The 22034-nt window shown below is 67.7% G+C and carries 32 protein-coding genes and 1 pseudogene; 30 read left to right on the forward strand and 3 right to left on the reverse strand.

All coding sequences use genetic code 11. The features are described from left to right. Nucleotides 1-5 precede the first annotated feature (5 nt). From rpsS to truA, 26 genes are all read left to right on the forward strand, one after another. Nucleotides 6-287, forward strand: coding sequence for a 30S ribosomal protein S19 (gene rpsS, locus Sfulv_RS17325; protein ID WP_003966956.1), 282 nt, complete (start codon nt 6-8; stop codon nt 285-287). 40 nt (nt 288-327) lie between these two features. Next, on the forward strand, nt 328-675 hold the full coding sequence (rplV, locus tag Sfulv_RS17330) for a 50S ribosomal protein L22 (protein WP_161308667.1): 348 nt from the start codon (nt 328-330) through the stop codon (nt 673-675). Further along, complete coding sequence (gene rpsC / locus Sfulv_RS17335; RefSeq protein ID WP_173315029.1) at nt 675-1520, forward strand: 30S ribosomal protein S3; 846 nt, start codon at nt 675-677, stop codon at nt 1518-1520. Before rplV ends, rpsC begins: the two co-directional genes overlap by 1 nt. Nucleotides 1521-1525: 5 nt before the next feature. Beyond that, nucleotides 1526-1945 (forward strand): 50S ribosomal protein L16, encoded by a 420-nt coding sequence (gene rplP / locus Sfulv_RS17340; protein WP_014154587.1) that lies wholly within the window; start codon nt 1526-1528, stop codon nt 1943-1945. Next, nucleotides 1945-2169 carry a 50S ribosomal protein L29 gene (gene rpmC, locus Sfulv_RS17345; protein ID WP_003966952.1) on the forward strand — a complete coding sequence of 75 codons (225 nt, stop codon included), beginning with the start codon at nt 1945-1947 and terminating at the stop codon, nt 2167-2169. Before rplP ends, rpmC begins: the two co-directional genes overlap by 1 nt. Beyond that, nucleotides 2169-2453 (forward strand): 30S ribosomal protein S17, encoded by a 285-nt coding sequence (gene rpsQ / locus Sfulv_RS17350; protein WP_173315032.1) that lies wholly within the window; start codon nt 2169-2171, stop codon nt 2451-2453. The genes rpmC and rpsQ overlap by 1 nt, the downstream gene beginning before the upstream one ends. 106 nt (nt 2454-2559) lie before the next feature. Next, the gene (rplN, locus tag Sfulv_RS17355) at nt 2560-2928 is read left to right on the forward strand and encodes a 50S ribosomal protein L14 (protein ID WP_003966950.1); all 369 of its coding nucleotides are present in this window, start codon (nt 2560-2562) and stop codon (nt 2926-2928) included. Between the two features lie 2 nt (nt 2929-2930). After that, nucleotides 2931-3254, forward strand: coding sequence for a 50S ribosomal protein L24 (gene rplX / locus Sfulv_RS17360; RefSeq protein ID WP_018550616.1), 324 nt, complete (start codon nt 2931-2933; stop codon nt 3252-3254). After that, nucleotides 3254-3811: a 50S ribosomal protein L5 gene (rplE, locus tag Sfulv_RS17365; RefSeq protein WP_173315035.1), complete on the forward strand. Its 558-nt coding sequence runs from the start codon at nt 3254-3256 to the stop codon at nt 3809-3811. The genes rplX and rplE overlap by 1 nt, the downstream gene beginning before the upstream one ends. Before the next feature lie 2 nt (nt 3812-3813). Further along, complete coding sequence (locus Sfulv_RS17370) at nt 3814-3999, forward strand: type Z 30S ribosomal protein S14 (protein WP_003948630.1); 186 nt, start codon at nt 3814-3816, stop codon at nt 3997-3999. 224 nt (nt 4000-4223) lie between these two features. Beyond that, nucleotides 4224-4622 (forward strand): 30S ribosomal protein S8, encoded by a 399-nt coding sequence (rpsH, locus tag Sfulv_RS17375; RefSeq protein ID WP_028439249.1) that lies wholly within the window; start codon nt 4224-4226, stop codon nt 4620-4622. Nucleotides 4623-4643: 21 nt separating this feature from the next. Continuing rightward, entirely contained in the window at nt 4644-5183 is a 540-nt protein-coding gene (rplF, locus tag Sfulv_RS17380; protein WP_173315039.1) for a 50S ribosomal protein L6, read from the forward strand. A gap of 3 nt (nt 5184-5186) precedes the next feature. Then, nucleotides 5187-5570, forward strand: coding sequence for a 50S ribosomal protein L18 (gene rplR / locus Sfulv_RS17385; protein ID WP_073718380.1), 384 nt, complete (start codon nt 5187-5189; stop codon nt 5568-5570). 47 nt (nt 5571-5617) lie between these two features. Continuing rightward, nucleotides 5618-6220: a 30S ribosomal protein S5 gene (gene rpsE / locus Sfulv_RS17390; RefSeq protein ID WP_173315042.1), complete on the forward strand. Its 603-nt coding sequence runs from the start codon at nt 5618-5620 to the stop codon at nt 6218-6220. Beyond that, nucleotides 6220-6402 carry a 50S ribosomal protein L30 gene (rpmD, locus tag Sfulv_RS17395; protein WP_173315045.1) on the forward strand — a complete coding sequence of 61 codons (183 nt, stop codon included), beginning with the start codon at nt 6220-6222 and terminating at the stop codon, nt 6400-6402. Before rpsE ends, rpmD begins: the two co-directional genes overlap by 1 nt. A gap of 1 nt (nt 6403) precedes the next feature. Next, a complete protein-coding gene (gene rplO / locus Sfulv_RS17400; RefSeq protein ID WP_014047794.1) occupies nt 6404-6859 on the forward strand; it encodes a 50S ribosomal protein L15 in 456 nt (151 codons plus the stop codon). A gap of 224 nt (nt 6860-7083) precedes the next feature. After that, entirely contained in the window at nt 7084-8403 is a 1320-nt protein-coding gene (secY, locus tag Sfulv_RS17405; protein WP_173315048.1) for a preprotein translocase subunit SecY, read from the forward strand. Continuing rightward, on the forward strand, nt 8403-9062 hold the full coding sequence (locus tag Sfulv_RS17410; protein WP_173315051.1) for an adenylate kinase: 660 nt from the start codon (nt 8403-8405) through the stop codon (nt 9060-9062). Before secY ends, Sfulv_RS17410 begins: the two co-directional genes overlap by 1 nt. A 121-nt stretch (nt 9063-9183) precedes the next feature. Further along, complete coding sequence (map, locus tag Sfulv_RS17415) at nt 9184-10020, forward strand: type I methionyl aminopeptidase (protein WP_173315054.1); 837 nt, start codon at nt 9184-9186, stop codon at nt 10018-10020. 164 nt (nt 10021-10184) lie between these two features. Beyond that, nucleotides 10185-10406, forward strand: a complete 222-nt coding sequence (gene infA, locus Sfulv_RS17420; protein WP_014047798.1) for a translation initiation factor IF-1 — start codon at nt 10185-10187, stop codon at nt 10404-10406. A 60-nt stretch (nt 10407-10466) separates the two neighbouring features. Next, the gene (gene rpmJ, locus Sfulv_RS17425) at nt 10467-10580 is read left to right on the forward strand and encodes a 50S ribosomal protein L36 (protein WP_003956441.1); all 114 of its coding nucleotides are present in this window, start codon (nt 10467-10469) and stop codon (nt 10578-10580) included. Nucleotides 10581-10777: 197 nt separating this feature from the next. Beyond that, nucleotides 10778-11158, forward strand: a complete 381-nt coding sequence (gene rpsM / locus Sfulv_RS17430) for a 30S ribosomal protein S13 (protein WP_173315057.1) — start codon at nt 10778-10780, stop codon at nt 11156-11158. 107 nt (nt 11159-11265) lie between these two features. Continuing rightward, complete coding sequence (rpsK, locus tag Sfulv_RS17435; protein ID WP_173315060.1) at nt 11266-11634, forward strand: 30S ribosomal protein S11; 369 nt, start codon at nt 11266-11268, stop codon at nt 11632-11634. 136 nt (nt 11635-11770) lie between these two features. Further along, nucleotides 11771-12793 (forward strand): DNA-directed RNA polymerase subunit alpha, encoded by a 1023-nt coding sequence (locus tag Sfulv_RS17440; protein ID WP_024755423.1) that lies wholly within the window; start codon nt 11771-11773, stop codon nt 12791-12793. Between the two features lie 182 nt (nt 12794-12975). Beyond that, nucleotides 12976-13506 (forward strand): 50S ribosomal protein L17, encoded by a 531-nt coding sequence (gene rplQ, locus Sfulv_RS17445; protein ID WP_173315063.1) that lies wholly within the window; start codon nt 12976-12978, stop codon nt 13504-13506. A 78-nt stretch (nt 13507-13584) separates the two neighbouring features. Then, nucleotides 13585-14439: a tRNA pseudouridine(38-40) synthase TruA gene (gene truA / locus Sfulv_RS17450; protein ID WP_173315066.1), complete on the forward strand. Its 855-nt coding sequence runs from the start codon at nt 13585-13587 to the stop codon at nt 14437-14439. A gap of 15 nt (nt 14440-14454) precedes the next feature. On the opposite strand, the gene Sfulv_RS17455 is transcribed toward truA, so the two are convergent. Further along, nucleotides 14455-15309 (reverse strand): hypothetical protein, encoded by an 855-nt coding sequence (locus Sfulv_RS17455; RefSeq protein WP_173315069.1) that lies wholly within the window; start codon nt 15307-15309, stop codon nt 14455-14457. A 67-nt stretch (nt 15310-15376) separates the two neighbouring features. Here Sfulv_RS17455 and Sfulv_RS17460 point away from each other — a divergent pair, with 67 nt between their 5' ends. From Sfulv_RS17460 to glmM, 4 genes and pseudogenes are all read left to right on the forward strand, one after another. Then, a complete protein-coding gene (locus Sfulv_RS17460) occupies nt 15377-16999 on the forward strand; it encodes an ATP-binding cassette domain-containing protein (RefSeq protein WP_173315072.1) in 1623 nt (540 codons plus the stop codon). A 340-nt stretch (nt 17000-17339) separates the two neighbouring features. Then, nucleotides 17340-17782, forward strand: a pseudogene (rplM, locus tag Sfulv_RS17465) (50S ribosomal protein L13). Between the two features lie 44 nt (nt 17783-17826). Continuing rightward, on the forward strand, nt 17827-18363 hold the full coding sequence (gene rpsI / locus Sfulv_RS17470; RefSeq protein WP_173315076.1) for a 30S ribosomal protein S9: 537 nt from the start codon (nt 17827-17829) through the stop codon (nt 18361-18363). Nucleotides 18364-18603: 240 nt separating this feature from the next. After that, a complete protein-coding gene (glmM, locus tag Sfulv_RS17475) occupies nt 18604-19962 on the forward strand; it encodes a phosphoglucosamine mutase (RefSeq protein WP_173315078.1) in 1359 nt (452 codons plus the stop codon). Between the two features lie 7 nt (nt 19963-19969). Here glmM and Sfulv_RS17480 read toward each other — a convergent pair whose 3' ends face one another. Continuing rightward, on the reverse strand, nt 19970-20932 hold the full coding sequence (locus tag Sfulv_RS17480) for a DUF389 domain-containing protein (protein WP_173315081.1): 963 nt from the start codon (nt 20930-20932) through the stop codon (nt 19970-19972). 19 nt (nt 20933-20951) lie between these two features. Next, nucleotides 20952-21947 carry a type I pantothenate kinase gene (gene coaA, locus Sfulv_RS17485; protein WP_173315084.1) on the reverse strand — a complete coding sequence of 332 codons (996 nt, stop codon included), beginning with the start codon at nt 21945-21947 and terminating at the stop codon, nt 20952-20954. Nucleotides 21948-22034 lie beyond the last annotated feature (87 nt).

Here is a 22034-nt window from a genome sequence, read left to right on the forward strand (position 1 = left end):
TTTAGATGCCGCGCAGTCTCAAGAAGGGGCCCTTCGTCGACGGCCACCTCATCAAGAAGGTGGACGTACAGAACGAAGCTGGCACCAAGAACGTCATCAAGACCTGGTCCCGTCGCTCGATGATCGTCCCGGCAATGCTGGGCCACACCATCGCGGTGCACAACGGCAAGATCCATGTCCCGGTGTTCGTCACCGAGTCGATGGTCGGCCACAAGCTCGGCGAGTTCTCGCCGACTCGCACCTTCCGCGGCCACGTCAAGGACGACCGGAAGTCGAAGCGCCGCTAACGCGGGGTGACTGACTATGACTTACACCGAAGGGACAACCATGGAAGCCAGGGCCCAGGCGCGGTACATCCGCGTCACGCCCATGAAGGCCCGCCGAGTGGTGGACCTCATCCGTGGCATGGATGCCACGGAGGCTCAGGCGGTCCTGCGTTTCGCCGCGCAGGCCGCGAGCGTGCCGGTCGGCAAGGTGCTCGACAGCGCCATTGCCAACGCCGCGCACAACTACGACCACCCCGACGCGTCCTCGCTGGTCATCAGCGAGGCTTACGTGGACGAGGGTCCGACCCTGAAGCGGTTCCGTCCGCGTGCTCAGGGCCGTGCCTACCGGATCCGTAAGCGGACCAGCCACATCACCGTGGTCGTCAGCAGCAAGGAAGGAACCCGGTAATGGGCCAGAAGGTCAACCCGCATGGGTTCCGGCTCGGCATCACCACGGACTTCAAGTCCCGTTGGTACGCCGACAAGCTGTACGCGGACTACGTCAAGGAAGACGTCGCCATTCGTCGCATGATGACGAAGGGCATGGAGCGCGCAGGTATCTCGAAGGTTGAGATCGAGCGCACCCGCGACCGCGTCCGTGTAGACATCCACACCGCCCGCCCGGGCATCGTCATCGGCCGCCGTGGCGCCGAGGCCGATCGCATCCGCGGCGAGCTGGAGAAGCTGACCGGCAAGCAGGTCCAGCTGAACATCCTCGAGGTCAAGAACCCCGAGGTGGACGCTCAGCTGGTGGCCCAGGCCGTCGCCGAGCAGCTCTCCTCCCGCGTCTCCTTCCGTCGTGCCATGCGTAAGAGCATGCAGAGCACGATGAAGGCCGGCGCCAAGGGCATCAAGATCCAGTGCGGCGGCCGCCTCGGCGGCGCCGAGATGTCCCGGTCGGAGTTCTACCGCGAGGGCCGTGTGCCGCTGCACACGCTGCGCGCGAACGTCGACTACGGCTTCTTCGAGGCCAAGACGACCTTCGGCCGTATCGGCGTGAAGGTCTGGATCTACAAGGGCGACGTCAAGAACATCGCCGAGGTCCGCGCCGAGAACGCCGCGGCCCGTGCGGGTAACCGCCCGGCCCGTGGTGGCGGCAACGACCGTCCGGCGGGTGCCCGTGGTGGCGCCCGTGGTGGCGAGCGTGGCGGCCGCGGCCGCAAGCCGCAGCAGTCCGCGCCGGCAGCCGAGGCCCCCAAGGCCGACGCTCCCGTCGCCGCTGCTCCGGCTGAGAGCACCGGAACGGAGGCCTGACCGAAATGCTGATCCCCCGTAGGGTCAAGCACCGCAAGCAGCACCACCCGAAGCGCAGCGGTATGTCCAAGGGTGGCACGCAGGTTGCGTTCGGCGAGTACGGCATCCAGGCGCTGTCCCCGGCGTACGTGACGAACCGCCAGATCGAGGCCGCTCGTATCGCGATGACCCGCCACATCAAGCGTGGCGGAAAGGTCTGGATCAACATCTATCCGGACCGTCCCCTGACGAAGAAGCCTGCCGAGACCCGCATGGGTTCCGGTAAGGGTTCTCCCGAGTGGTGGATCGCGAACGTCAAGCCCGGTCGGGTGATGTTCGAGCTGTCCTACCCGAACGAGAAGATTGCTCGTGAGGCGCTTACCCGCGCTGCTCACAAGCTTCCGATGAAGTGCCGGATCGTTCGGCGCGAGGCAGGTGAGTCGTGATGTCGGCCGGTACCAAGGCGTCCGAGCTGCGCGAGCTGGGCGACGAGGAGCTGCTCAACAAGCTCCGCGAAGCCAAGGAAGAGCTGTTCAACCTCCGCTTCCAGGCGGCGACGGGCCAGCTCGAGAACCACGGTCGGCTCAAGTCCGTCCGTAAGGACATCGCCCGGATCTACACCCTGATGCGTGAGCGCGAGCTGGGCATCGAGACGGTGGAGAGCGCCTGATGAGCGAGAAGAATGTGACTGAGACGACTGAGCAGCGCGGTTTCCGCAAGACCCGTGAGGGTCTCGTCGTCAGCGACAAGATGGACAAGACCGTCGTCGTCGCTGTCGAGGACCGCGTCAAGCACGCCCTGTACGGCAAGGTCATCCGCCGTACCAACAAGCTCAAGGCCCACGACGAGCAGAACACTGCCGGCGTCGGCGACCGTGTTGTCATCATGGAGACGCGGCCGCTGTCCGCGTCGAAGCGCTGGCGCATCGTCGAGATCCTCGAGAAGGCCAAGTAATCCCTGAGGGGGTCTCCCCTCAGGACAGTTCCGCCAGGCTCGGTGGGGGTCCGCTCCGTAACGGAGTGGCCCCTGCCGGGAACCGGCAGACGATCAGGAGATAGACGTGATCCAGCAGGAGTCGCGACTTCGTGTCGCCGACAACACGGGTGCGAAGGAAATTCTCACCATCCGTGTTCTCGGTGGCTCGGGTCGCCGCTACGCGGGCATCGGTGACGTCATCGTCGCCACCGTCAAGGACGCGATCCCCGGTGGCAACGTGAAGAAGGGTGACGTCGTCAAGGCCGTCATCGTTCGCACCGTCAAGGAGCGTCGTCGTCAGGATGGCTCGTACATCCGCTTCGACGAGAACGCCGCAGTCATTCTGAAGAACGACGGCGACCCCCGCGGCACCCGTATCTTCGGCCCGGTGGGCCGAGAGCTGCGCGAGAAGAAGTTCATGAAGATCATCTCGCTCGCGCCGGAGGTGCTGTAAGCATGAAGATCAAGAAGGGCGACCTGGTTCAGGTCATCACCGGTAAGGACAAGGGCAAGCAGGGCAAGGTCATCGTTGCCTACCCTGCTCAGGACCGCGTCCTCGTCGAGGGTGTCAACCGGGTCAAGAAGCACACGAAGGCCGGCCAGACCGCTCGCGGTTCGCAGACCGGTGGCATTGTGACGACCGAGGCTCCCGTCCACGTCAGCAACGTGCAGCTGGTTGTTGAGAAGGACGGCAACAAGGTCGTTACTCGCGTCGGCTACCGCTTTGACGACGAGGGCAACAAGATCCGCGTTGCCAAGCGCACCGGTGAGGACATCTGATGACTACCACCACAGCGCCGCGTCTCAAGACGCGCTACCGCGAGGAAATCGCCGGCAAGCTGCGTGAGGAGTTCTCTTACGGGAACGTCATGCAGGTTCCCGGTCTGGTCAAGATCGTGGTCAACATGGGTGTGGGCGACGCCGCCCGCGACTCCAAGCTGATCGACGGGGCCGTCAAGGACCTCACCACGATCACCGGTCAGAAGCCGGCCGTCACCAAGGCCCGCAAGTCGATCGCGCAGTTCAAGCTGCGCGAGGGGCAGCCGATCGGCTGCCACGTCACCCTCCGTGGTGACCGCATGTGGGAGTTCCTGGACCGTACGCTGTCGCTCGCGCTTCCGCGTATCCGTGACTTCCGCGGCCTGTCGCCGAAGCAGTTCGACGGCCGTGGCAACTACACCTTCGGTCTCACGGAGCAGGTCATGTTCCACGAGATCGACCAGGACAAGATCGACCGGGTCCGGGGCATGGACATCACCGTGGTCACCACGGCGACCAACGACGACGAGGGTCGTGCCCTCCTTCGTCACCTCGGCTTCCCGTTCAAGGAGAACTGACCGTGGCGAAGAAGGCTCTGATCGCTAAGGCCGCCCGCAAGCCGAAGTTCGGCGTGCGCGGGTACACCCGCTGCCAGCGCTGCGGCCGGCCCCACTCCGTCTACCGCAAGTTCGGCCTGTGCCGCGTGTGCCTTCGTGAGATGGCCCACCGTGGCGAGCTGCCGGGCGTGACCAAGAGCTCCTGGTAGTTCTCCTTCGCCCCTTGGGCGTTGGGAACACCCGGAGACTCTCGGTAAGCATCTGGTCGGCAGGAGCCCGGCCCCGCATGCCGTAGGCTTGGGGGGTTGGGCGCCTGCCGCCCTGGACCGACTTACTACGCCGTAGGTCCCCGCACCGCACCCGTCCCGCCACTGAGTGGGGAGAGGGATGGCGCATACAGGAAACCCCGGCGAGAGAGGCCGAAGGCCAACTCATGACCATGACTGATCCCATCGCAGACATGCTCACACGTCTGCGCAACGCGAACTCGGCGTATCACGACGACGTCGCCATGCCGCACAGCAAGATCAAGTCGCACATCGCGGAGATCCTCCAGCAGGAGGGCTTCATCACCGGCTGGAAGGTCGAGGACGCCGAGGTTGGAAAGAACCTTGTCCTCGAGCTGAAGTTCGGGCCGAACCGCGAGCGCTCGATCGCCGGCATCAAGCGAATCTCGAAGCCGGGTCTGCGTGTATACGCAAAGTCCACCAACCTGCCGAAGGTTCTCGGCGGCCTGGGCGTGGCGATCATCTCCACGTCCCACGGTCTCCTGACCGGCCAGCAGGCCAGCAAGAAGGGCGTAGGTGGGGAAGTCCTCGCCTACGTCTGGTAGTCGGGAACGGAGGAAAAGCTCATGTCGCGAATCGGCAAGCTCCCCATCCAGGTTCCCGCCGGTGTGGACGTCACCATCGATGGCCGCACGGTCGCGGTGAAGGGGCCCAAGGGCACCCTCTCGCACACCGTCGCAGCGCCGATCGAGGTCACCAAGGGTGAGGACGGCGTGCTCAACGTCGTCCGCCCTAACGACGAGCGTCAGAACAAGGCCCTTCACGGCCTGTCCCGCACGCTGGTGGCGAACATGATCACCGGCGTGACCTCGGGATACACCAAGGCGCTCGAGATCAGCGGTGTCGGTTACCGAGTCCAGGCGAAGGGCTCCAACCTGGAGTTCGCCCTGGGTTACAGCCACCCGATCCTCATCGAGGCCCCGGAAGGCATCACCTTCAAGGTCGAGTCGCCCACGAAGTTCAGTGTCGAGGGCATCGACAAGCAGAAGGTCGGCGAGGTCTCCGCGAAGATCCGCAAGCTGCGGAAGCCCGACCCGTACAAGGCCAAGGGCGTCAAGTACGCCGGCGAGGTTATCCGCCGCAAGGTCGGAAAGGCGGGTAAGTAAGCCATGGCATACGGTGTAAAGATCGCCAAGGGTGACGCCTACAAGCGTGCCGCCCTCAAGCGCCGCCACATCCGCGTCCGCAAGCACATCTCCGGTTCGCCGGAGCGGCCGCGCCTGGTTGTGACGCGTTCGAACCGCCACATGGTGGCTCAGGTCATCGACGACGTCGCGGGCCACACGCTCGCCTCGGCATCGACCCTGGACGCCTCCATCCGTGGTGGCGAGGGTGACAAGAGCGCCCTGGCCAAGCAGGTCGGGGCCCTGGTCGCCGAGCGCGCCAAGGCCGCAGGCGTCGAGGCCGTCGTGTTTGACCGCGGTGGCAACCAGTACGCCGGGCGGATTGCCGCTCTGGCTGACGCCGCCCGTGAAGCCGGGCTGAAGTTCTAAGCCCCGGTTCCTACGCACAGCGGACGTAACAGAGAGAGGTAATTCCAATGGCTGGACCCCAGCGCCGCGGAAGCGGTGCCGGTGGCGGCGAGCGGCGGGACCGGAAGGGCCGTGACGGTGGCGCCAGCGCCGCCGAGAAGACCGCGTACGTCGAGCGCGTCGTCGCGATCAACCGCGTCGCCAAGGTAGTCAAGGGTGGTCGTCGCTTCAGCTTCACCGCGCTGGTCGTGGTGGGCGATGGTGACGGCACCGTCGGTGTCGGATACGGCAAGGCCAAGGAAGTTCCCGCGGCCATCGCCAAGGGCGTTGAAGAGGCCAAGAAGAGCTTCTTCAAGGTTCCGCGTATCCAGGGCACCATCCCTCACCCGATCCAGGGCGAGAAGGCTGCGGGCGTCGTTCTGCTCAAGCCCGCTTCCCCCGGTACCGGTGTGATCGCGGGTGGCCCGGTGCGCGCCGTTCTGGAGTGCGCCGGCGTTCACGACATCCTGTCGAAGTCGCTCGGGTCTTCGAACCCGATCAACATCGTGCACGCGACCGTGGCGGCCCTTCAGGGCCTGCAGCGTCCCGAGGAGATCGCGGCTCGCCGTGGTCTGCCCCTCGAGGACGTCGCCCCCGCGGCTCTCCTGCGTGCCCGCGCGGCAGGTGTGTGATGGCTCGTCTCAAGATCACGCAGACCAGGTCGTTCATCGGCAGCAAGCAGAACCACCGCGACACACTGCGTTCGCTCGGGCTCAAGCGCCTGAACGACTCGGTTGTCAAGGAGGACCGCCCCGAGTTCCGCGGAATGGTTCACACCGTCCGCCACCTCGTGACGGTTGAGGAGGTTGACTGACATGGCGGAGAACAGCCCGCTGAAGGCCCACAACCTCCGGCCTGCCCCGGGCGCCAAGACCGCCAAGACCCGTGTGGGTCGTGGTGAGGCGTCCAAGGGTAAGACCGCAGGCCGTGGTACCAAGGGTACGAAGGCTCGTTACCAGGTTCCGGAGCGCTTCGAGGGTGGCCAGATGCCCCTCCACATGCGTCTCCCGAAGCTCAAGGGCTTCAAGAACCCGTTCCGCACGGAGTACCAGGTCGTGAACCTGGACAAGCTCGCGACGCTCTACCCCGAGGGTGGAGAGGTCACGGTGGCCGATCTGGTCGCCAAGGGCGCTGTGCGCAACAACCACCTCGTCAAGGTCCTCGGACAGGGCGAGATCTCCGTGGCGCTGCAGGTTTCGGTTGACGCCGTCTCCGGCTCCGCCAAGGAGAAGATCGCCGCTGCGGGCGGCACCGTCACCGAGCTGGTCTGAGACAAGTCGGACAAGCTGGTGGCCTGAACATCCGACCGGGGATGCCTCTCATATGGGGCATCCCCGGTTGGTCGTTCCTAGGGAGGCATGGTCGCCGGTAAGGTGGCCAGCGTTGTTGTGTGCTAAGCCCCTGGGCGTTCGCCCGGGGACCTTTGGCTGTTACCTAACCGTCGATCCTCAAGACCGTCACCTCTACGCATTGCGCGGGGGTCGCAGGAGGCACCGTGCTCACCGCGTTCGCCCGGGCGTTCAAGACGCCCGACCTGCGCAAGAAGCTGTTCTTCACGCTCGGCATCATCGTGCTCTACCGGCTCGGGGCGCACATCCCCGTGCCGGGGGTCAGCTACGAGAACGTCCAGACCTGTGTTGATCAGGCAAGCAAGGGCAACAACAGCCTCTTCGGCCTGGTGAACATGTTCAGCGGTGGTGCACTGCTGCAGATCACGATCTTCGCGCTCGGCATCATGCCGTACATCACGGCCAGCATCATTCTCCAGCTGCTGACCGTCGTCATCCCCAGGCTGGAAGCCCTCAAGAAGGAGGGACAGTCGGGCCAGGGCAAGATCACGCAGTACACGCGTTATCTGACCGTGGCGCTCGCCATCCTCCAGGGCACCGGCCTGGTGGCAACCGCCCGCAGCGGGGCTCTGTTCAGCGGCTGTCCTGTCGCCGACCAGATCGTCCCCAACCAGTCGATCTTCACGACGGTCGTGATGGTTCTCACCATGACCGCCGGTACCGCCGCCGTCATGTGGCTCGGTGAGCTCATCACCGACCGCGGCATCGGCAACGGTATGTCGATCCTGATGTTCATCTCGATCGCGGCCAGCTTCCCCGGCGCCCTGTGGGCGATCAAGACGAGCGGCAAGCTCGCGGACGGCTGGATCGAGTTCGCCACCGTCATCCTCATCGGCTTCGTGATGGTCGGGCTCGTCGTCTTCGTCGAGCAGGCCCAGCGCCGGATTCCGGTGCAGTACGCGAAGCGCATGATCGGGCGGAGGTCCTACGGGGGTACGTCCACGTACATCCCGCTGAAGGTGAACCAGGCGGGTGTGATCCCCGTCATCTTCGCTTCTTCGCTGCTCTACATCCCGGCTCTGATCGTCCAGTTCTCCAGCTCCACCGCGGGCTGGGCGACCTGGATCAAGGACCACTTCGTCAGTGGTGACCACCCGTACTACATCGTGACGTACTTCCTGTTGATCGTGTTCTTCGCCTTCTTCTACGTGGCGATCTCGTTCAACCCCGAGGAAGTCGCCGACAACATGAAGAAGTATGGTGGCTTCATCCCGGGCATCCGGGCTGGTCGCCCGACCGCCGAGTACCTGAGCTACGTGCTCAACAGGATCACTTGGCCGGGCTCGCTGTACCTGGGTCTGATCGCTCTTGTGCCGACGATGGCGTTGGCAGGCTTCGGCGGAGCCAACCAGAACTTCCCGTTCGGCGGGACGAGCATCCTCATCATCGTGGGTGTGGGTCTGGAAACCGTGAAGCAGATCGAGAGTCAGCTCCAGCAGCGCAATTACGAAGGGTTCCTCCGCTGATGCGAATCGTCCTCGTCGGGCCGCCCGGTGCCGGCAAGGGAACGCAGGCTGCGTACCTTGCCAAGAACCTGTCGATTCCGCACATCTCCACGGGGGACCTCTTCCGCGCCAACATCAGCCAGGGCACCGACCTTGGCAAGCGGGCCCGCGCCTTCATGGACGAGGGCCGGCTGGTGCCGGACGAGGTCACCATCGGGATGGCCAAGGACCGCATGTCCCAGCCGGACGCCCTCAACGGCTTCCTGCTCGACGGCTTCCCCCGCAACGTGGGGCAGGCCGAGGCTCTCGACGAGATCCTGCGGAGCGAGAGCGTCGAGCTGGACGCGGTCCTGGACCTGGAGGTCCCCGAGGACGAGGTGGTCAAGCGCATCGCCGGCCGCCGCATCTGCCGGAACGAGAGCGCCCACGTCTTCCACGAGACGTACAACCCGCCGAAGGCCGAAGGTGTCTGTGACACCTGCGGCGGCGAGCTGTACCAGCGGGACGACGACAGCGAGGAGACGGTCAGGACGCGGCTGGAGGTCTACCACACGCAGACCGAGCCGATCATCGACTACTACCGGGCCCAGGGCCTGGTGGTCACCATCTCCGCGCTCGGCAAGGTCACGGACGTGACCGAGCGGGCCATGGAGGCTCTCAAGAGGTCCGAAGAGGGCTGAGACCTCCCCGCACCACCTTCGCAGTCGGCCGCGGCGCCCCAGGGCGTCGCGGCCGACTGTTTGCGCCGTATCGTGGGGTACGCCGCACCCGTATCCCACCGACGCAGAGAGGCGCCGAGCAATGGTGCAGATCAAGACCCCCGAGCAGATCGCGAAGATGCGCGAGGCCGGCCTGGTGGTCGCTGCCATTCACGCCGCCACCCGCGAGGCGGCGGTGCCCGGCGCCACCACCAAGGACCTGGACGAGGTCGCGCGCAAGGTGATCGCCGACCATGGCGCCACGTCGAACTTCCTCGGATACGGCGGGTTCCCCGCGACCATCTGCACCTCGGTCAACGAGGTCGTCGTGCACGGCATCCCGGACACGGAGACGGTCCTCAAGGACGGCGACATCATCTCGATCGACGCCGGCGCGGTCATCGACGGCTGGCACGGCGACGCGGCGTACACCGCGTTCGTCGGCACCGGTCACGCCCCGGAGCTCGTGGAGCTGTCCCGGGTGACCGAGGAGTCGATGTGGGCCGGGATCGCCGCGATGAAGGTGAACAACCGTCTCGTCGACATCTCGAAGGCGATCGAGTCCTACATCCGCCGCCAGCCCCGCCCGGCCACCGGCAAGTACGGGATCATCGAGGACTACGGCGGCCACGGCATCGGCACCGAGATGCACATGGACCCGCACCTGCTGAACTACGTCTCCCGCAAGCGCGGCAAGGGCATCAAGCTGGTCCCGGGCGTCTGCCTGGCCATCGAGCCCATGGTCTCCCTCGGTACGGCGCGGACGAAGGTCCTCGCCGACGAGTGGACGGTCCTGACGACCGACGGCACCTGGTCCTCGCACTGGGAGCACTCGATCGCGCTGACCGAGCAGGGCCCCCTGGTCCTCACGGCCCCGGACTGCGGACGCGAGAAGCTGGCACAGTACGGGGTCGAGGCCGCGCCGGACCCCCTGAAGTGATGAGAGGCCCGTCCGGAGGTCTAAGGATCACCGCTGGTGGGCAAACTTGACGGATTCGTGTTTTCGGGTCCGCTGACGTAGACTAACTCGTCGGCTCTCGTGCATCCGTGTGTCCGCATGCGGAGTGCGAAGTCGATCAAGGTAGCCGATTCGAAAGGCGAAGCGTGGCCAAGAAGCAAGGTGCCATCGAAATTGAGGGCACCGTGATCGAGTCTCTCCCGAACGCAATGTTCAGGGTGGAGCTCCAGAACGGTCACAAGGTCCTCGCGCACATCAGCGGCAAGATGCGGATGCACTACATCCGTATTCTCCCCGATGACCGGGTCGTGGTGGAGCTCTCTCCGTACGACCTGACGCGTGGCCGGATCGTCTACCGGTACAAGTAGATCTTGCCCGCACCGCGTTTCGGCGCGGTGATGGCACTGACCCGGAGAACCTGACATCCCATGAAGGTCAAGCCGAGCGTCAAGAAGATCTGCGACAAGTGCAAGGTGATCCGCCGTCACGGCCGGGTCATGGTCATCTGCGACAACCTGCGCCACAAGCAGCGCCAGGGCTGAAGCACGACCCCTGCATCTCGCAGACTTCGCGCGACGCACGTAACTCGTACATACGCAGTGCCCGTCCAAGCTTCGGCTGACGACACCTCCGGCGGGGGCCGGGGACCCGGGCGTACCACCTCAGTACTTCGTACGGGAGGTCGGCGGCCGGGAGCGACACTGTGGAAGACCCCCGAAATAACAACTGGAGCCATTGAATGGCACGCGTTTCAGGTGTTGACATCCCGCGCGAAAAGCGCGTGGAGGTTGCCCTCACCTACGTCTTCGGCATCGGGCGTACCCGGTCCAAGGAGATCCTCGCCAACGCCGGCGTGAACCCGAACTCCCGCGTTCGTGACCTGGCCGAAGAGGACCTGGTCAAGATCCGCGAGTACGTGGACGCCAACCTGCGTACCGAGGGTGACCTCCGCCGCGAGATCCAGGCCGACATCCGCCGCAAGGTCGAGATCGGCTGCTACCAGGGCATCCGTCACCGCCGCGGTCTGCCGGTGCACGGCCAGCGCACCAGCACCAACGCGCGTACCCGCAAGGGCCCGCGTCGCGCGATCGCCGGTAAGAAGAAGCCGGGCAAGAAGTAGTCCTCAGCGGACGCTATCCAGCGGTCTTCGCTGTAGGACCGATCACCTCCCCTCTCCATCTGGAGTAAAGACATGCCCCCAAGGGTCGTCAGGGCGCAGCCAAGAAGGTGCGTCGCAAGGAAAAGAAGAACGTCGCTCATGGCCACGCGCACATCAAGAGCACGTTCAACAACACCATCGTCTCGATCACGGACCCCGCGGGCAACGTGATCTCCTGGGCCTCCGCCGGTCACGTCGGCTTCAAGGGCTCGCGTAAGTCGACCCCCTTCGCCGCGCAGATGGCCGCCGAGTCGGCCGCCCGCCGCGCGCAGGAGCACGGCATGCGCAAGGTGGACGTCTTCGTCAAGGGTCCGGGCTCCGGCCGCGAGACCGCGATCCGCTCCCTCCAGGCCACGGGCCTTGAGGTCGGTTCGATCCAGGACGTCACCCCGACGCCGCACAACGGCTGCCGCCCGCCGAAGCGCCGTCGCGTCTGACGCACGACGACCGGTAACGGTTGTCGGGTTTCTTACGGATCCGGGCGGTATGTCTCTTCGGAGGCGTACCGCCCGTATCCTTGTTCTATCTGTAGGGCATCAAATAGTGGGTGCCCACGACTGAAGGATCTTCCTCATGCTGATCGCTCAGCGTCCGTCGTTGACCGAAGAGGTCGTCGACGAGTTCCGCTCCCGGTTCGTGATCGAGCCGCTGGAGCCGGGCTTCGGTTACACCCTCGGAAACTCCCTGCGCCGGACCCTTCTCTCCTCGATCCCGGGTGCGGCCGTCACGTCCATCCGCATCGACGGTGTCCTGCACGAGTTCACCACCGTGCCGGGCGTCAAGGAAGACGTCACCGACCTCATCCTCAACATCAAGCAGCTCGTCGTCTCCTCGGAGCACGACGAGCCCGTCGTGATGTACCTGCGCAAGCAGGGTCCCGGCCTGGTCACCGCCGCTGACATCGCCCCGCCGGCCGGTGTCGAGGTCCACAACCCGGACCTCGTCCTGGCCACGCTGAACGGCAAGGGCAAGCTGGAGATGGAGCTGACCGTCGAGCGCGGTCGCGGCTACGTCTCCGCCGTCCAGAACAAGCAGGCGGGCCAGGAGATCGGCCGGATTCCGGTCGACTCCATCTACTCCCCGGTGCTCAAGGTCACGTACAAGGTCGAGGCGACCCGTGTCGAGCAGCGCACCGACTTCGACAAGCTGATCGTCGACGTCGAGACCAAGCAGGCCATGCGTCCCCGTGACGCCATGGCGTCGGCCGGCAAGACCCTGGTCGAGCTGTTCGGCCTGGCGCGCGAGCTCAACATCGACGCCGAGGGCATCGACATGGGCCCCTCGCCGACGGACGCCGCGCTCGCCGCCGATCTGGCGCTGCCGATCGAGGAGCTTGAGCTCACGGTCCGCTCGTACAACTGCCTCAAGCGCGAGGGCATCCACTCCGTGGGTGAGCTGGTGGCCCGTTCCGAGGCCGATCTGCTCGACATCCGCAACTTCGGCGCGAAGTCGATCGACGAGGTCAAGGCGAAGCTGGCCGGCATGGGCCTCGCGCTCAAGGACTCGCCTCCCGGCTTCGACCCGACCGCCGCGGCTGACGCGTTCGGCGCGGACGACGACGCGGACGCCGGTTTCGTGGAGACCGAGCAGTACTGAGCCGCCTCCGGCGGGGGTGTCCGGGTCTTCGGGCGCCCCTTGCCGGGTGAGGCTGCGTCCTCGCACGACGGACGGACCTGATCCCGTCCGTACGGCACCTGATTTCTTCCGCGGGGCATCCGCCTCGCGGGAACTGACACCGGTACCTGATACGGCCGGTGCAGCACACAAGGAGAAAAACCATGCCTCAGCCCGCCAAGGGTGCCCGTCTGGGCGGCAGCGCTGCGCACGAGAAGCTTCTTCTCATCAACCTCGCGAAGTCGCTGTTCGAGCACGGCCGCATCACGACGACCGAGGCCAAGGCCCGCCGCCTGCGCCCCGTCGCCGAGCGTTTCATCACCAAGGCGAAGAAGGGCGACATCCACAACCGTCGCCTGGTGCTGCAGTCGATCACGGACAAGGGCATCGTGCACACGCTCTTCACCGAGATCGCGCCGCGGTACGAGAACCGCCCCGGTGGTTACACCCGCATCACCAAGATCGGCAACCGTCGTGGCGACAACGCCCCGATGGCGGTCATCGAGCTGGTCGAGGCGCTGACCGTGGCCCAGCAGGCCACCGGTGAGGCCGAGGCCGCGACGAAGCGTGCGGTCAAGGAGGACTCCGCCAAGGAGGACTCCGCCACGAAGGACGAGGCCCCGGCCGAGTCCGCCGAGGACGCCAAGCCGGCCGCCGAGGCCGACGCCGAGTCCAAGGACGCGAAGGACGCCTGAGCGTTCTGAGACCACTGGACGGGCCCGCATCACCCTTCGGGGCGGTGCGGGCCCGTTCTGCTGCGAGAGGTTGCGCGGGTGAGTGACGAGGTGGAGCCCGGTTGTGTCCGGGTACGGCTGGACCTGTCGTACGACGGGAAGGACTTCTCCGGCTGGGCGAAGCAGACCAGCAGGCGCACGGTGCAGGGTGAGATCGAGGACGCGCTGAGGACCGTGACCCGGTCCTCGCGCACGTACGACCTGACCGTCGCCGGGCGGACCGATGCCGGGGTGCACGCCCGGGGGCAGGTCGCGCACGTCGATCTGCCGGCCGGGGTGTGGGCCGAGCACGAGGAGAAGCTGCTGCGGCGCATGGCCGGGCGGATGCCGCAGGACGTACGGATCTGGCGGGCCGCCGAGGCGCCGCCCGGGTTCAACGCGCGGTTCTCCGCGCTGTGGCGGCGTTACGCGTACCGGGTCGCGGACCGGCCGGGCGGGGTGGACCCGCTGCTGCGTGGCCATGTCCTGTGGCACGACAGGCCGTTGGACGTGGACGCGATGAACGAGGCGGCCGCGCCCATGGTCGGCGAGCACGACTTCGCGGCGTACTGCAAGAAGCGGGAGGGCGCGACGACCATCCGCACGCTCCAGGAGCTGAGCTGGGTACGGGACGAGGTGTCCGGGGTGATGACGGCGACCGTGCGGGCCGACGCGTTCTGCCACAACATGGTGCGGGCCCTCATCGGGGCGGCGCTGTTCGTGGGGGACGGGCGGCGTCCCGCCGACTGGCCCGCCGCGGTCCTGGCGGCGCGGGTGCGGGACCCCGCCGTGCACGTGGTCAGGCCGCACGGGCTGACGCTCGAGGAGGTGGCCTACCCCGCCGACGCGTTGCTGGCCGCGCGGGCCGTGGAGGCCCGCAACGTACGGACGCTGCCCGGGGGCGCGTGCTGCTGAGCCGCCGGGCGGGGGTTACGAGACGGGCAGGCCGGCCGCCGCCGACGCCTGGACCTCGCCGCGGTGGTGGATCTGGCGGAACGTGAAGTTCGTCAGGTCGTCGCCGACCGCGAAGACGTCGCTGTCCGCCCTGGTGACGTTCCTGCCGTCCGTGAAGCCGCCCACGGTGAAGTAGGCGTAACGGCCGTAGGAGTTGGCGGTGCGGCGGCAGACCGCCCCGCCGCGGCAGAAGGTGGGGACGCCCGCCCCGCTCAGGGAGGCGATACCCCCCGAAGCCTGCTGCGCCGCCTTCCTGGCCCGCTCCTCGGTGCCGAAGACGGCGAGGCCCACCGTCACCGCCACGCCGTCCTTGCGGTAGGTGGCGCGGATGACCTGCTCGCAGCCGTGGGCGGCGAGGATCGAGCCGAGCGCGCCCTGGGTCGTTCCCGCGCAGGAGCGGGTCTGCGCCGTCGCGCCCTTGGTGTGCACGCGGTCGCCCATGGTCAGGCGCTTGCCGGGGAAGAAGGCTTCGGCGGTGACCGGTGCCTTGTCCTTCCCGGCGTCGGCGATGTACTCCCTCGGGTCCGGCGGGGGCGGCGGGGCCACCGAGGAGAACGAGGGCTCGGGCGCCGAGGACTCCGAGGGCAGCTCCCCGGGCGCGGGCAGCTCACCCGCGTTCTTCTCCGAGCGGGCCGGGCTGTCGCCACGGTCGGCCGTGATCACGGCCGTGGCCACGATCGCGGTGACCGCCGCGGTGGCCAGCACGCCGCCGCCGGCCATCAGCCACTTCCGCCGCCTGCCGCGTGCGGCGGACTCCTCGGCCAGTGCCGCCCAGTCCGGCGTGTGACCGCCCCCCGGCCCCCACGAGGGCCCCCCTTGACCAAAGCTCATGCGGCGAATCCTAGACCGCGGCGAAACCGGTTGGGCCAGGGCTTGGCGGGCCGTGACAATGCTGGGTATGGGACATCTTGAAGCAGGGCACCTGGAGTACTACCTACCGGACGGGCGGGTGCTGCTCGGCGATGCTTCGTTCCGGGTCGCGGACGGCGCCGTCGTCGCTCTCGTCGGGGCGAACGGCGCGGGCAAGACGACGCTGCTGCGGCTGCTGGCCGGTGAGCTCCAGCCGCACGGCGGGTCGGTGTCGGTGAGCGGCGGGCTGGGGGTGATGGCCCAGTTCGTGGGGTCGGTACGGGACGAGCGGACCGTGCGGGACCTGCTGGTCTCCGTGGCGCAGCCCAGCATCAGGAACGCGGCGAAGGCGGTCGACGACGCCGAGCGGCTGATCCTCACGGTCGACGACGAGGCGGCGCAGATGGCGTACGCGCAGGCGCTCAGCGACTGGGCCGAGGTGCGGGGGTACGAGGCCGAGACCCTGTGGGACATGTGCACCGTCGCCGCGCTCGGCGTCCCGTACGAGAAGGCCCAGTGGCGTGAGCTGCGCACCCTCAGTGGCGGTGAGCAGAAGCGGCTGGTGCTTGAGGCGCTGCTCCGGGGGCCCGACGAGGTGCTGCTGCTGGACGAGCCGGACAACTATCTGGACGTGCCGGGCAAGCGGTGGCTGGAGGCCAGGCTCAAGGAGACCCGTAAGACGGTGCTCTTCGTCTCCCACGACCGGGAACTGCTGTCGCGGGCGGCGGAGAAGATCGTGAGCGTGGAGCCGAGCCCCGCCGGGTCGGACGTCTGGGTGCACGGCGGCGGCTTCGCCACCTACCACGCGGCGCGCAAGGAGCGGTTCGCCCGCTTCGAGGAGCTCCTGCGGCGCTGGGAGGAGGAGCACGCCCGGCTGAAGGCGCTCGTCCTGCGGATGCGGCAGCAGGCGGCGAACAGCCCGGACATGGCCAACCGGTACCACGCGATGCAGACCCGCTTCAGGAAGTTCGAGGAGGCGGGCCCGCCGCCGGAGCCGCCGCGCGAGCAGGACATCAGGATGCGGCTGCGCGGAGGGCGGACCGGGGTGCGGGCGGTGACCTGCAAGAACCTGGAGCTGACCGGTCTGATGAAACCGTTCGACCTGGAGATCTTCTACGGGGAGCGGGTCGCCGTCCTCGGGTCCAACGGGTCGGGGAAGTCCCACTTCCTGCGGCTGCTGGCCGGCGACACCTCGGTGGCGCACACGGGGGAGTGGAAGCTCGGGGCGCGGGTCGTGCCGGGCCACTTCGCGCAGACGCACGCGCATCCGGAGCTGCTGGGACACACGCTGGTCGAGATCCTGTGGACCGAGCACGCCAGGGACCGGGGCGGGGCGATGTCGGTGCTGCGGCGGTACGAGATGGAGCGGCAGGGGGACCAGCTGTTCGAGAAGCTGTCGGGCGGGCAGCAGGCGCGGTTCCAGATCCTGCTGCTGGAGCTGGCGGGGACGACGGCGCTGCTGCTGGACGAGCCGACGGACAACCTGGACCTAGAGTCGGCCGAGGCCCTCCAGGACGGGCTGGAGACGTACGACGGCACGGTGATGGCGGTCACGCACGACCGGTGGTTCGCGAAGTCCTTCGACCGGTATCTGGTCTTCGGGTCGGACGGGGTGGTGCGGGAGACGGCGGAGCCGGTGTGGGACGAGCGGCGGGTGGAGCGGGAGCGGTGACGGGTGCGGGGCGGGCCGGCCGGTCGCGGGGGCGCTGGGCTTCCGGCCCCCGCCCGGAGCGCCGGCCGGGCTGATGAGGGTCCTCGGGGGTGGGAAATCAGGGGGTTCGTGGCGTTCGTGGGGGCTGTTTTGACCCGCGTGGGGGCTCACCGGTATTCTTCGGGTTTGTTATGCGTATTGGCTTGGTCGTTCTCACGCGAGGGGCCCTTACGCCGGTCCACCGGGCCGATGACCAGCGACAGGTACTCGGGTTGCGTCCCCGCAGCGCCGTCAAGGCTGGTGTGATCGTCCGGGTGGCCTTGTCAGGACTCCATTCACTGAAGAAGCGAAGGCTACGACCGTGCGTACGTACAGCCCCAAGCCCGGAGATGTGACGCGCCAGTGGCACATCATTGACGCCGAGGACATCGTCCTCGGCCGTCTGGCCACCACGGCTGCGAACCTCCTTCGCGGCAAGCACAAGGCGATCTACGCCCCCACATGGACATGGGCGACTTCGTCATCATCATCAACGCCGAGAAGGTTCACCTCTCCGGCAACAAGAAGACCCAGAAGATGGCGTACCGCCACTCCGGTTTCCCGGGCGGTCTCCGTTCCGTGCGTTACGACGAGCTGCTCTCCAAGAACCCGGAGAAGGCTGTCGAGAAGGCCATCAAGGGCATGATCCCCAAGAACACCCTGGGCCGTCAGATGCTCTCGAAGCTCAAGGTCTACGCGGGTGACCAGCACCCGCACGGCGCGCAGCAGCCGGTCCCGTTCGAGATCACCCAGGTCGCGCAGTAGTTCCGGCCTCCCCCTAAGACGTACAGAAAGATCTGAGGAGAATCGTGGCCGAGACCACTGTTGAGACGACCACCGACGACACGGCGGGCACCGAGGGCGAAGAGGTTTTCGCCGAGGTGACCACCTTCGAGTCCGAGGTGCCCGTCGAGGGCGAGTACACGTCCGAGTCGCTGGCGGGCCGCTTCGGCGACCCGCAGCCCGCGGCCGGCCTGGGCCGTCGCAAGAACGCCATCGCCCGCGTCCGGATCGTTCCGGGCACCGGCAAGTGGAAGATCAACGGTCGCACCCTTGAGGACTACTTCCCCAACAAGGTGCACCAGCAGGAAGTCAACGAGCCCTTCAAGGTGCTCGAGCTCGACGGCCGTTACGACGTCGTCGCCCGCATCTCGGGTGGCGGGGTCTCCGGCCAGGCCGGCGCCCTGCGCCTCGGCGTGGCCCGCTCGCTGAACGAGGCGGACGTGGACAACAACCGCGCCACGCTGAAGAAGGCCGGCTTCCTCTGCCGTGACGACCGCGCGGTCGAGCGCAAGAAGGCCGGTCTCAAGAAGGCCCGTAAGGCCCCGCAGTACAGCAAGCGCTAAACCGCCTGCTCGTCAGCGTTACCCGTTCGCCCCGGCGGCACACTCCGTGCCGCTGGGGCGTTCGTTTATCAGCCCTCGCGGGCGTATAACGGCATAAGACGTTCGGACGTCGAAACGTTCACAGGGCCGAGGGCCGGGCCCTTCGTCGCGCGGTGGTCGCGTCGGCATGCCCTGGACGGCCCCTGTTTTCTTGTTTTTTGGCTTGTGTTTGTGGTTTCGGAGCAATCTCGGAGGACACCAGTGGGACGACTCTTCGGCACGGACGGCGTACGCGGCGTCGCCAACGCGGATCTGACGGCTGAGCTCGCGCTCGGGCTGTCGGTCGCGGCGGCGCACGTACTCGCCGAGGCGGGGACCTTCCAGGGCCACCGGCCGACGGCCGTGGTGGGCCGCGACCCGCGCGCGTCCGGAGAGTTCCTCGAAGCCGCCGTGGTGGCCGGTCTCGCGAGCGCGGGCGTCGACGTCCTGCGGGTCGGTGTGCTGCCCACCCCCGCCGTGGCGTACCTCACCGGCGTGCTCGGAGCCGACATCGGCGTGATGCTGTCCGCCAGTCACAACGCGATGCCGGACAACGGGGTCAAGTTCTTCGCGCGCGGCGGCCACAAGCTCGCCGACGAGCTGGAGGACCGGATCGAGACGGTCTACGAGCAGCACCGCACGGGTGAGCCGTGGGCGCGTCCCACCGGCGCCGGAGTGGGCCGGGTCAGTGACTACGCCGAGGGCTTCGACCGGTACGTCGCCCACCTGATCGCCGTACTGCCCAACCGGCTCGACGGGCTGAAGGTCGTCCTGGACGAGGCGCACGGCGCCGCCGCCCGGGTCTCGCCCGAGGCGTTCGCGCGGGCCGGCGCCGAGGTCGTCACCATCGGCGCGGAGCCGGACGGGCTGAACATCAACGACGGTTGCGGCTCCACCCACCTGGGTCTGCTGCGTGCCGCGGTCGTGGAGCACGGCGCCGATCTCGGCATCGCGCACGACGGCGACGCCGACCGCTGCCTGGCCGTGGACGCGGCGGGCGAGGAGATCGACGGCGACCAGATCCTGGCCGTGCTCGCCCTCGCCATGCGGGAGGCGGGACAGCTGCGCAAGGACACCGTCGTCGGCACGGTCATGTCGAACCTCGGCTTCAAGATGGCGATGGAGCGCGAGGGCATCACGCTCGTCCAGACCGGTGTCGGCGACCGCTACGTCCTGGAGTCCATGAAGGCCGAGGGCTTCGCGCTGGGCGGCGAGCAGTCCGGCCACGTCATCGTCCTCGACCACGCGACGACCGGCGACGGCACGCTGACCGGCCTGATGCTGGCGGCCAGGGTCGCCGCCACCGGCCGTACGCTCGCCGACCTGGCCGGTGTCATGCAGCGCCTCCCCCAGGTGCTCATCAACGTGCCGGACGTCGACAAGTCCCGGGTGAACACCTCCTCCGAGCTGGCCACCGCGGTCGCGGAGGCGGAGCGCGAACTCGGCGCCACCGGGCGCGTGCTGCTGCGGCAGTCGGGCACCGAGCCGCTCGTCCGGGTCATGGTCGAGGCCGCTGACATCGAGCAGGCGCGTGCCGTCGCCGGCCGGCTGGCCGACGTGGTGAAGTCCGTCCTGGGGTGACGCCCCGTCACCTGCCGCCGGACGGAACCGGTTTCGACGCGGCCGTCCGGCGGCGGTGGGTGGCCCACAGGCCCTTCTGGACCAGCAGGGTCAGGGTGCCCGCGAGCACGATGCCGCCGAGGTTCGCCAGCAACTGGCCGGCTGAGCCCCACATCTGGCCGTAGTCCTCGTAACTGAACGCCACGGCCGCGTTGGCCGCCGCCGGGACCGTCGTCACCGAGATCGCCACGCCGATCAGCGCCCCGGACTTCGCCGAGGTGAGCGAGAGCGTCCCGGCGACGCCCGCGAGGAACGCCACCACGAACGACATCCAGTCCGGCTGCCAGATGAACGCCGTGTTGGGCCGCCGGCCCTCGACCATCGAGCGGGTGAACAGGTCGAAGGCGTCCATCAGCCAGGCGAATCCGGCGGTCATGACCATCGCCACCGCGAAGCCGCCGATCAGGGCGGACAGCGAGCGCCACACCAGGCGCGGGGCGCGCTGCACCAGCGCCGTGCAGATCCCCGCCAGCGGGCCGAACTCCGGGCCGACCGCCATCGCGCCCACGATCAGGATCGCGTTGTCGAGCATCACACCGCAGGCCGCGAGCATCGTGGCGACGGCGAGGAACGCCAGATACGTGACGCTGAGCGTCGACTCCTCGTGGGTGGCCTCCGACAGCTCCTCCCACAGCACCGCGTCCGCACCGTCACCCGGCGCGTCCTGCTCGGCCTGGTCGGCGTGCGAGGAGAGCGTCAGATCCACGTTGTCCACGGTGATCGAGCCGCAGCTGTCGATGCCCAGATCGCGCAGGGTGCCGATCAGCTCGTCACCCGCCTCGCGCGCCACGTCGCAGAGCACCACGTCGCCCACCGGACTGCGCGCCGCGCCGGTCAGCACCGCGAGGTGGGCGGTGCCGACGGTCCCCTCCAGGAGGCGCACCACCTCCTCCGAGCGGTCGGTGGGGACGATCAGGCGCAGATGCAGCACGGGGGGACTCCCGGAAGGGTCAGAGTTTACGCAGGGACAGGCGCTGGACCTTGTGGTCGGGGCCCTTGCGCAGCACCAGGGTGGCACGGCCCCGGGTGGGCGCTACGTTCTCCAGCAGATTGGGCTTGTTGACGGTCCGCCACATCGTGCGCGCGTAGTCCATGGCCTCCTCCTCGGAGACCTGGGTGTACTTGCGGAAGTACGAGGACGGGTCCTGGAACGCCGTCTCGCGGAGCTGGCGGAAGCGGCTGAGGTACCAGGTCTCGATGTCCTCGGCCCGGGCGTCGACGTACACGCTGAAGTCGAAGTAGTCGGCGAGCCCGACCCTGGTCCGGCCGTCCTTGCCGGGAAGCGCCGGCTGGAGCACGTTCAGCCCCTCGACGATCAGGATGTCCGGGCGGCGTACGGTCAGCCGCTCGTCCGGCACGATGTCGTAGATCAGGTGTGAGTAGACGGGCGCGGTCACCTCGTCCTTGCCCGCCTTGATGTCGGCGACGAAACGGGTCAGGGCCCTGCGGTCGTACGACTCGGGGAACCCCTTGCGTGACATGAGGCCGCGCGCCTGGAGCTCCTTCATCGGCAGCAGGAAGCCGTCCGTGGTCACCAGTTCGACCCGGGGGTGTTCGGGCCAGCGGGCCAGGAGCGCCTGGAGGATACGGGCGCTGGTGGACTTGCCGACGGCGACGCTGCCCGCGACCCCTATGACGAAGGGGGTGCCGCGCTGCGCCCCGTGGCCGTTGCCCGCGTCGCCGAGGAAGGTGTTCAGGGCGCCGCGCAGACCCGAGGTGGCCTGGACGTACAGGTTGAGGAGCCGGGAGAGCGGCAGGTAGACGTCGCGGACCTCGTCGAGGTCGATGACGTCGCCGAGGCCGCGCAGCCGCTCCACCTCCCCGGCGGTCAGGGGCAGTGGAGTCTTGTCGCGCAGGGCGCTCCACTCGGCCCGTGACAGGTCGACGTAGGGCGTCGGCGCGTGCTCGGTGCGACGGTGGGTGCCCCGTGCCGGCGAAGTGATCACGGGCTCATTGTCGCGGGAGTTGCCACCGCGTGGGGGGTGGGTTCGGTCACGTGGGTCCCGCACGGGGCCGTGCGCGACGGGGTCGGC

Origin of the sequence: Streptomyces fulvorobeus, assembly GCF_013167895.1 — a bacterium.
Classification (GTDB): domain Bacteria; phylum Actinomycetota; class Actinomycetes; order Streptomycetales; family Streptomycetaceae; genus Streptomyces; species Streptomyces fulvorobeus.

Coding starts and splice junctions, on each gene's coding strand:
- rplV (WP_161308667.1), top strand. CDS start 328: ATGGAAGCCAGGGCCCAGGCGCGGTACATCCGCGTCACGCCCATGAAG.
- rplE (WP_173315035.1), top strand. CDS start 3,254: ATGACTACCACCACAGCGCCGCGTCTCAAGACGCGCTACCGCGAGGAA.
- rplR (WP_073718380.1), top strand. CDS start 5,187: ATGGCATACGGTGTAAAGATCGCCAAGGGTGACGCCTACAAGCGTGCC.
- rpsC (WP_173315029.1), top strand. CDS start 675: ATGGGCCAGAAGGTCAACCCGCATGGGTTCCGGCTCGGCATCACCACG.
- rpmJ (WP_003956441.1), top strand. CDS start 10,467: ATGAAGGTCAAGCCGAGCGTCAAGAAGATCTGCGACAAGTGCAAGGTG.
- map (WP_173315054.1), top strand. CDS start 9,184: ATGGTGCAGATCAAGACCCCCGAGCAGATCGCGAAGATGCGCGAGGCC.
- rpsS (WP_003966956.1), top strand. CDS start 6: ATGCCGCGCAGTCTCAAGAAGGGGCCCTTCGTCGACGGCCACCTCATC.
- rpsE (WP_173315042.1), top strand. CDS start 5,618: ATGGCTGGACCCCAGCGCCGCGGAAGCGGTGCCGGTGGCGGCGAGCGG.
- rplP (WP_014154587.1), top strand. CDS start 1,526: ATGCTGATCCCCCGTAGGGTCAAGCACCGCAAGCAGCACCACCCGAAG.
- Sfulv_RS17460 (WP_173315072.1), top strand. CDS start 15,377: ATGGGACATCTTGAAGCAGGGCACCTGGAGTACTACCTACCGGACGGG.
- Sfulv_RS17455 (WP_173315069.1), bottom strand. CDS start 15,309: ATGAGCTTTGGTCAAGGGGGGCCCTCGTGGGGGCCGGGGGGCGGTCAC.
- Sfulv_RS17440 (WP_024755423.1), top strand. CDS start 11,771: ATGCTGATCGCTCAGCGTCCGTCGTTGACCGAAGAGGTCGTCGACGAG.
- rpsM (WP_173315057.1), top strand. CDS start 10,778: ATGGCACGCGTTTCAGGTGTTGACATCCCGCGCGAAAAGCGCGTGGAG.
- rpmD (WP_173315045.1), top strand. CDS start 6,220: ATGGCTCGTCTCAAGATCACGCAGACCAGGTCGTTCATCGGCAGCAAG.
- rpsQ (WP_173315032.1), top strand. CDS start 2,169: ATGAGCGAGAAGAATGTGACTGAGACGACTGAGCAGCGCGGTTTCCGC.
- rplQ (WP_173315063.1), top strand. CDS start 12,976: ATGCCTCAGCCCGCCAAGGGTGCCCGTCTGGGCGGCAGCGCTGCGCAC.
- Sfulv_RS17410 (WP_173315051.1), top strand. CDS start 8,403: ATGCGAATCGTCCTCGTCGGGCCGCCCGGTGCCGGCAAGGGAACGCAG.
- rpmC (WP_003966952.1), top strand. CDS start 1,945: ATGTCGGCCGGTACCAAGGCGTCCGAGCTGCGCGAGCTGGGCGACGAG.
- rplO (WP_014047794.1), top strand. CDS start 6,404: ATGGCGGAGAACAGCCCGCTGAAGGCCCACAACCTCCGGCCTGCCCCG.
- rplX (WP_018550616.1), top strand. CDS start 2,931: ATGAAGATCAAGAAGGGCGACCTGGTTCAGGTCATCACCGGTAAGGAC.
- rpsH (WP_028439249.1), top strand. CDS start 4,224: ATGACCATGACTGATCCCATCGCAGACATGCTCACACGTCTGCGCAAC.
- rplF (WP_173315039.1), top strand. CDS start 4,644: ATGTCGCGAATCGGCAAGCTCCCCATCCAGGTTCCCGCCGGTGTGGAC.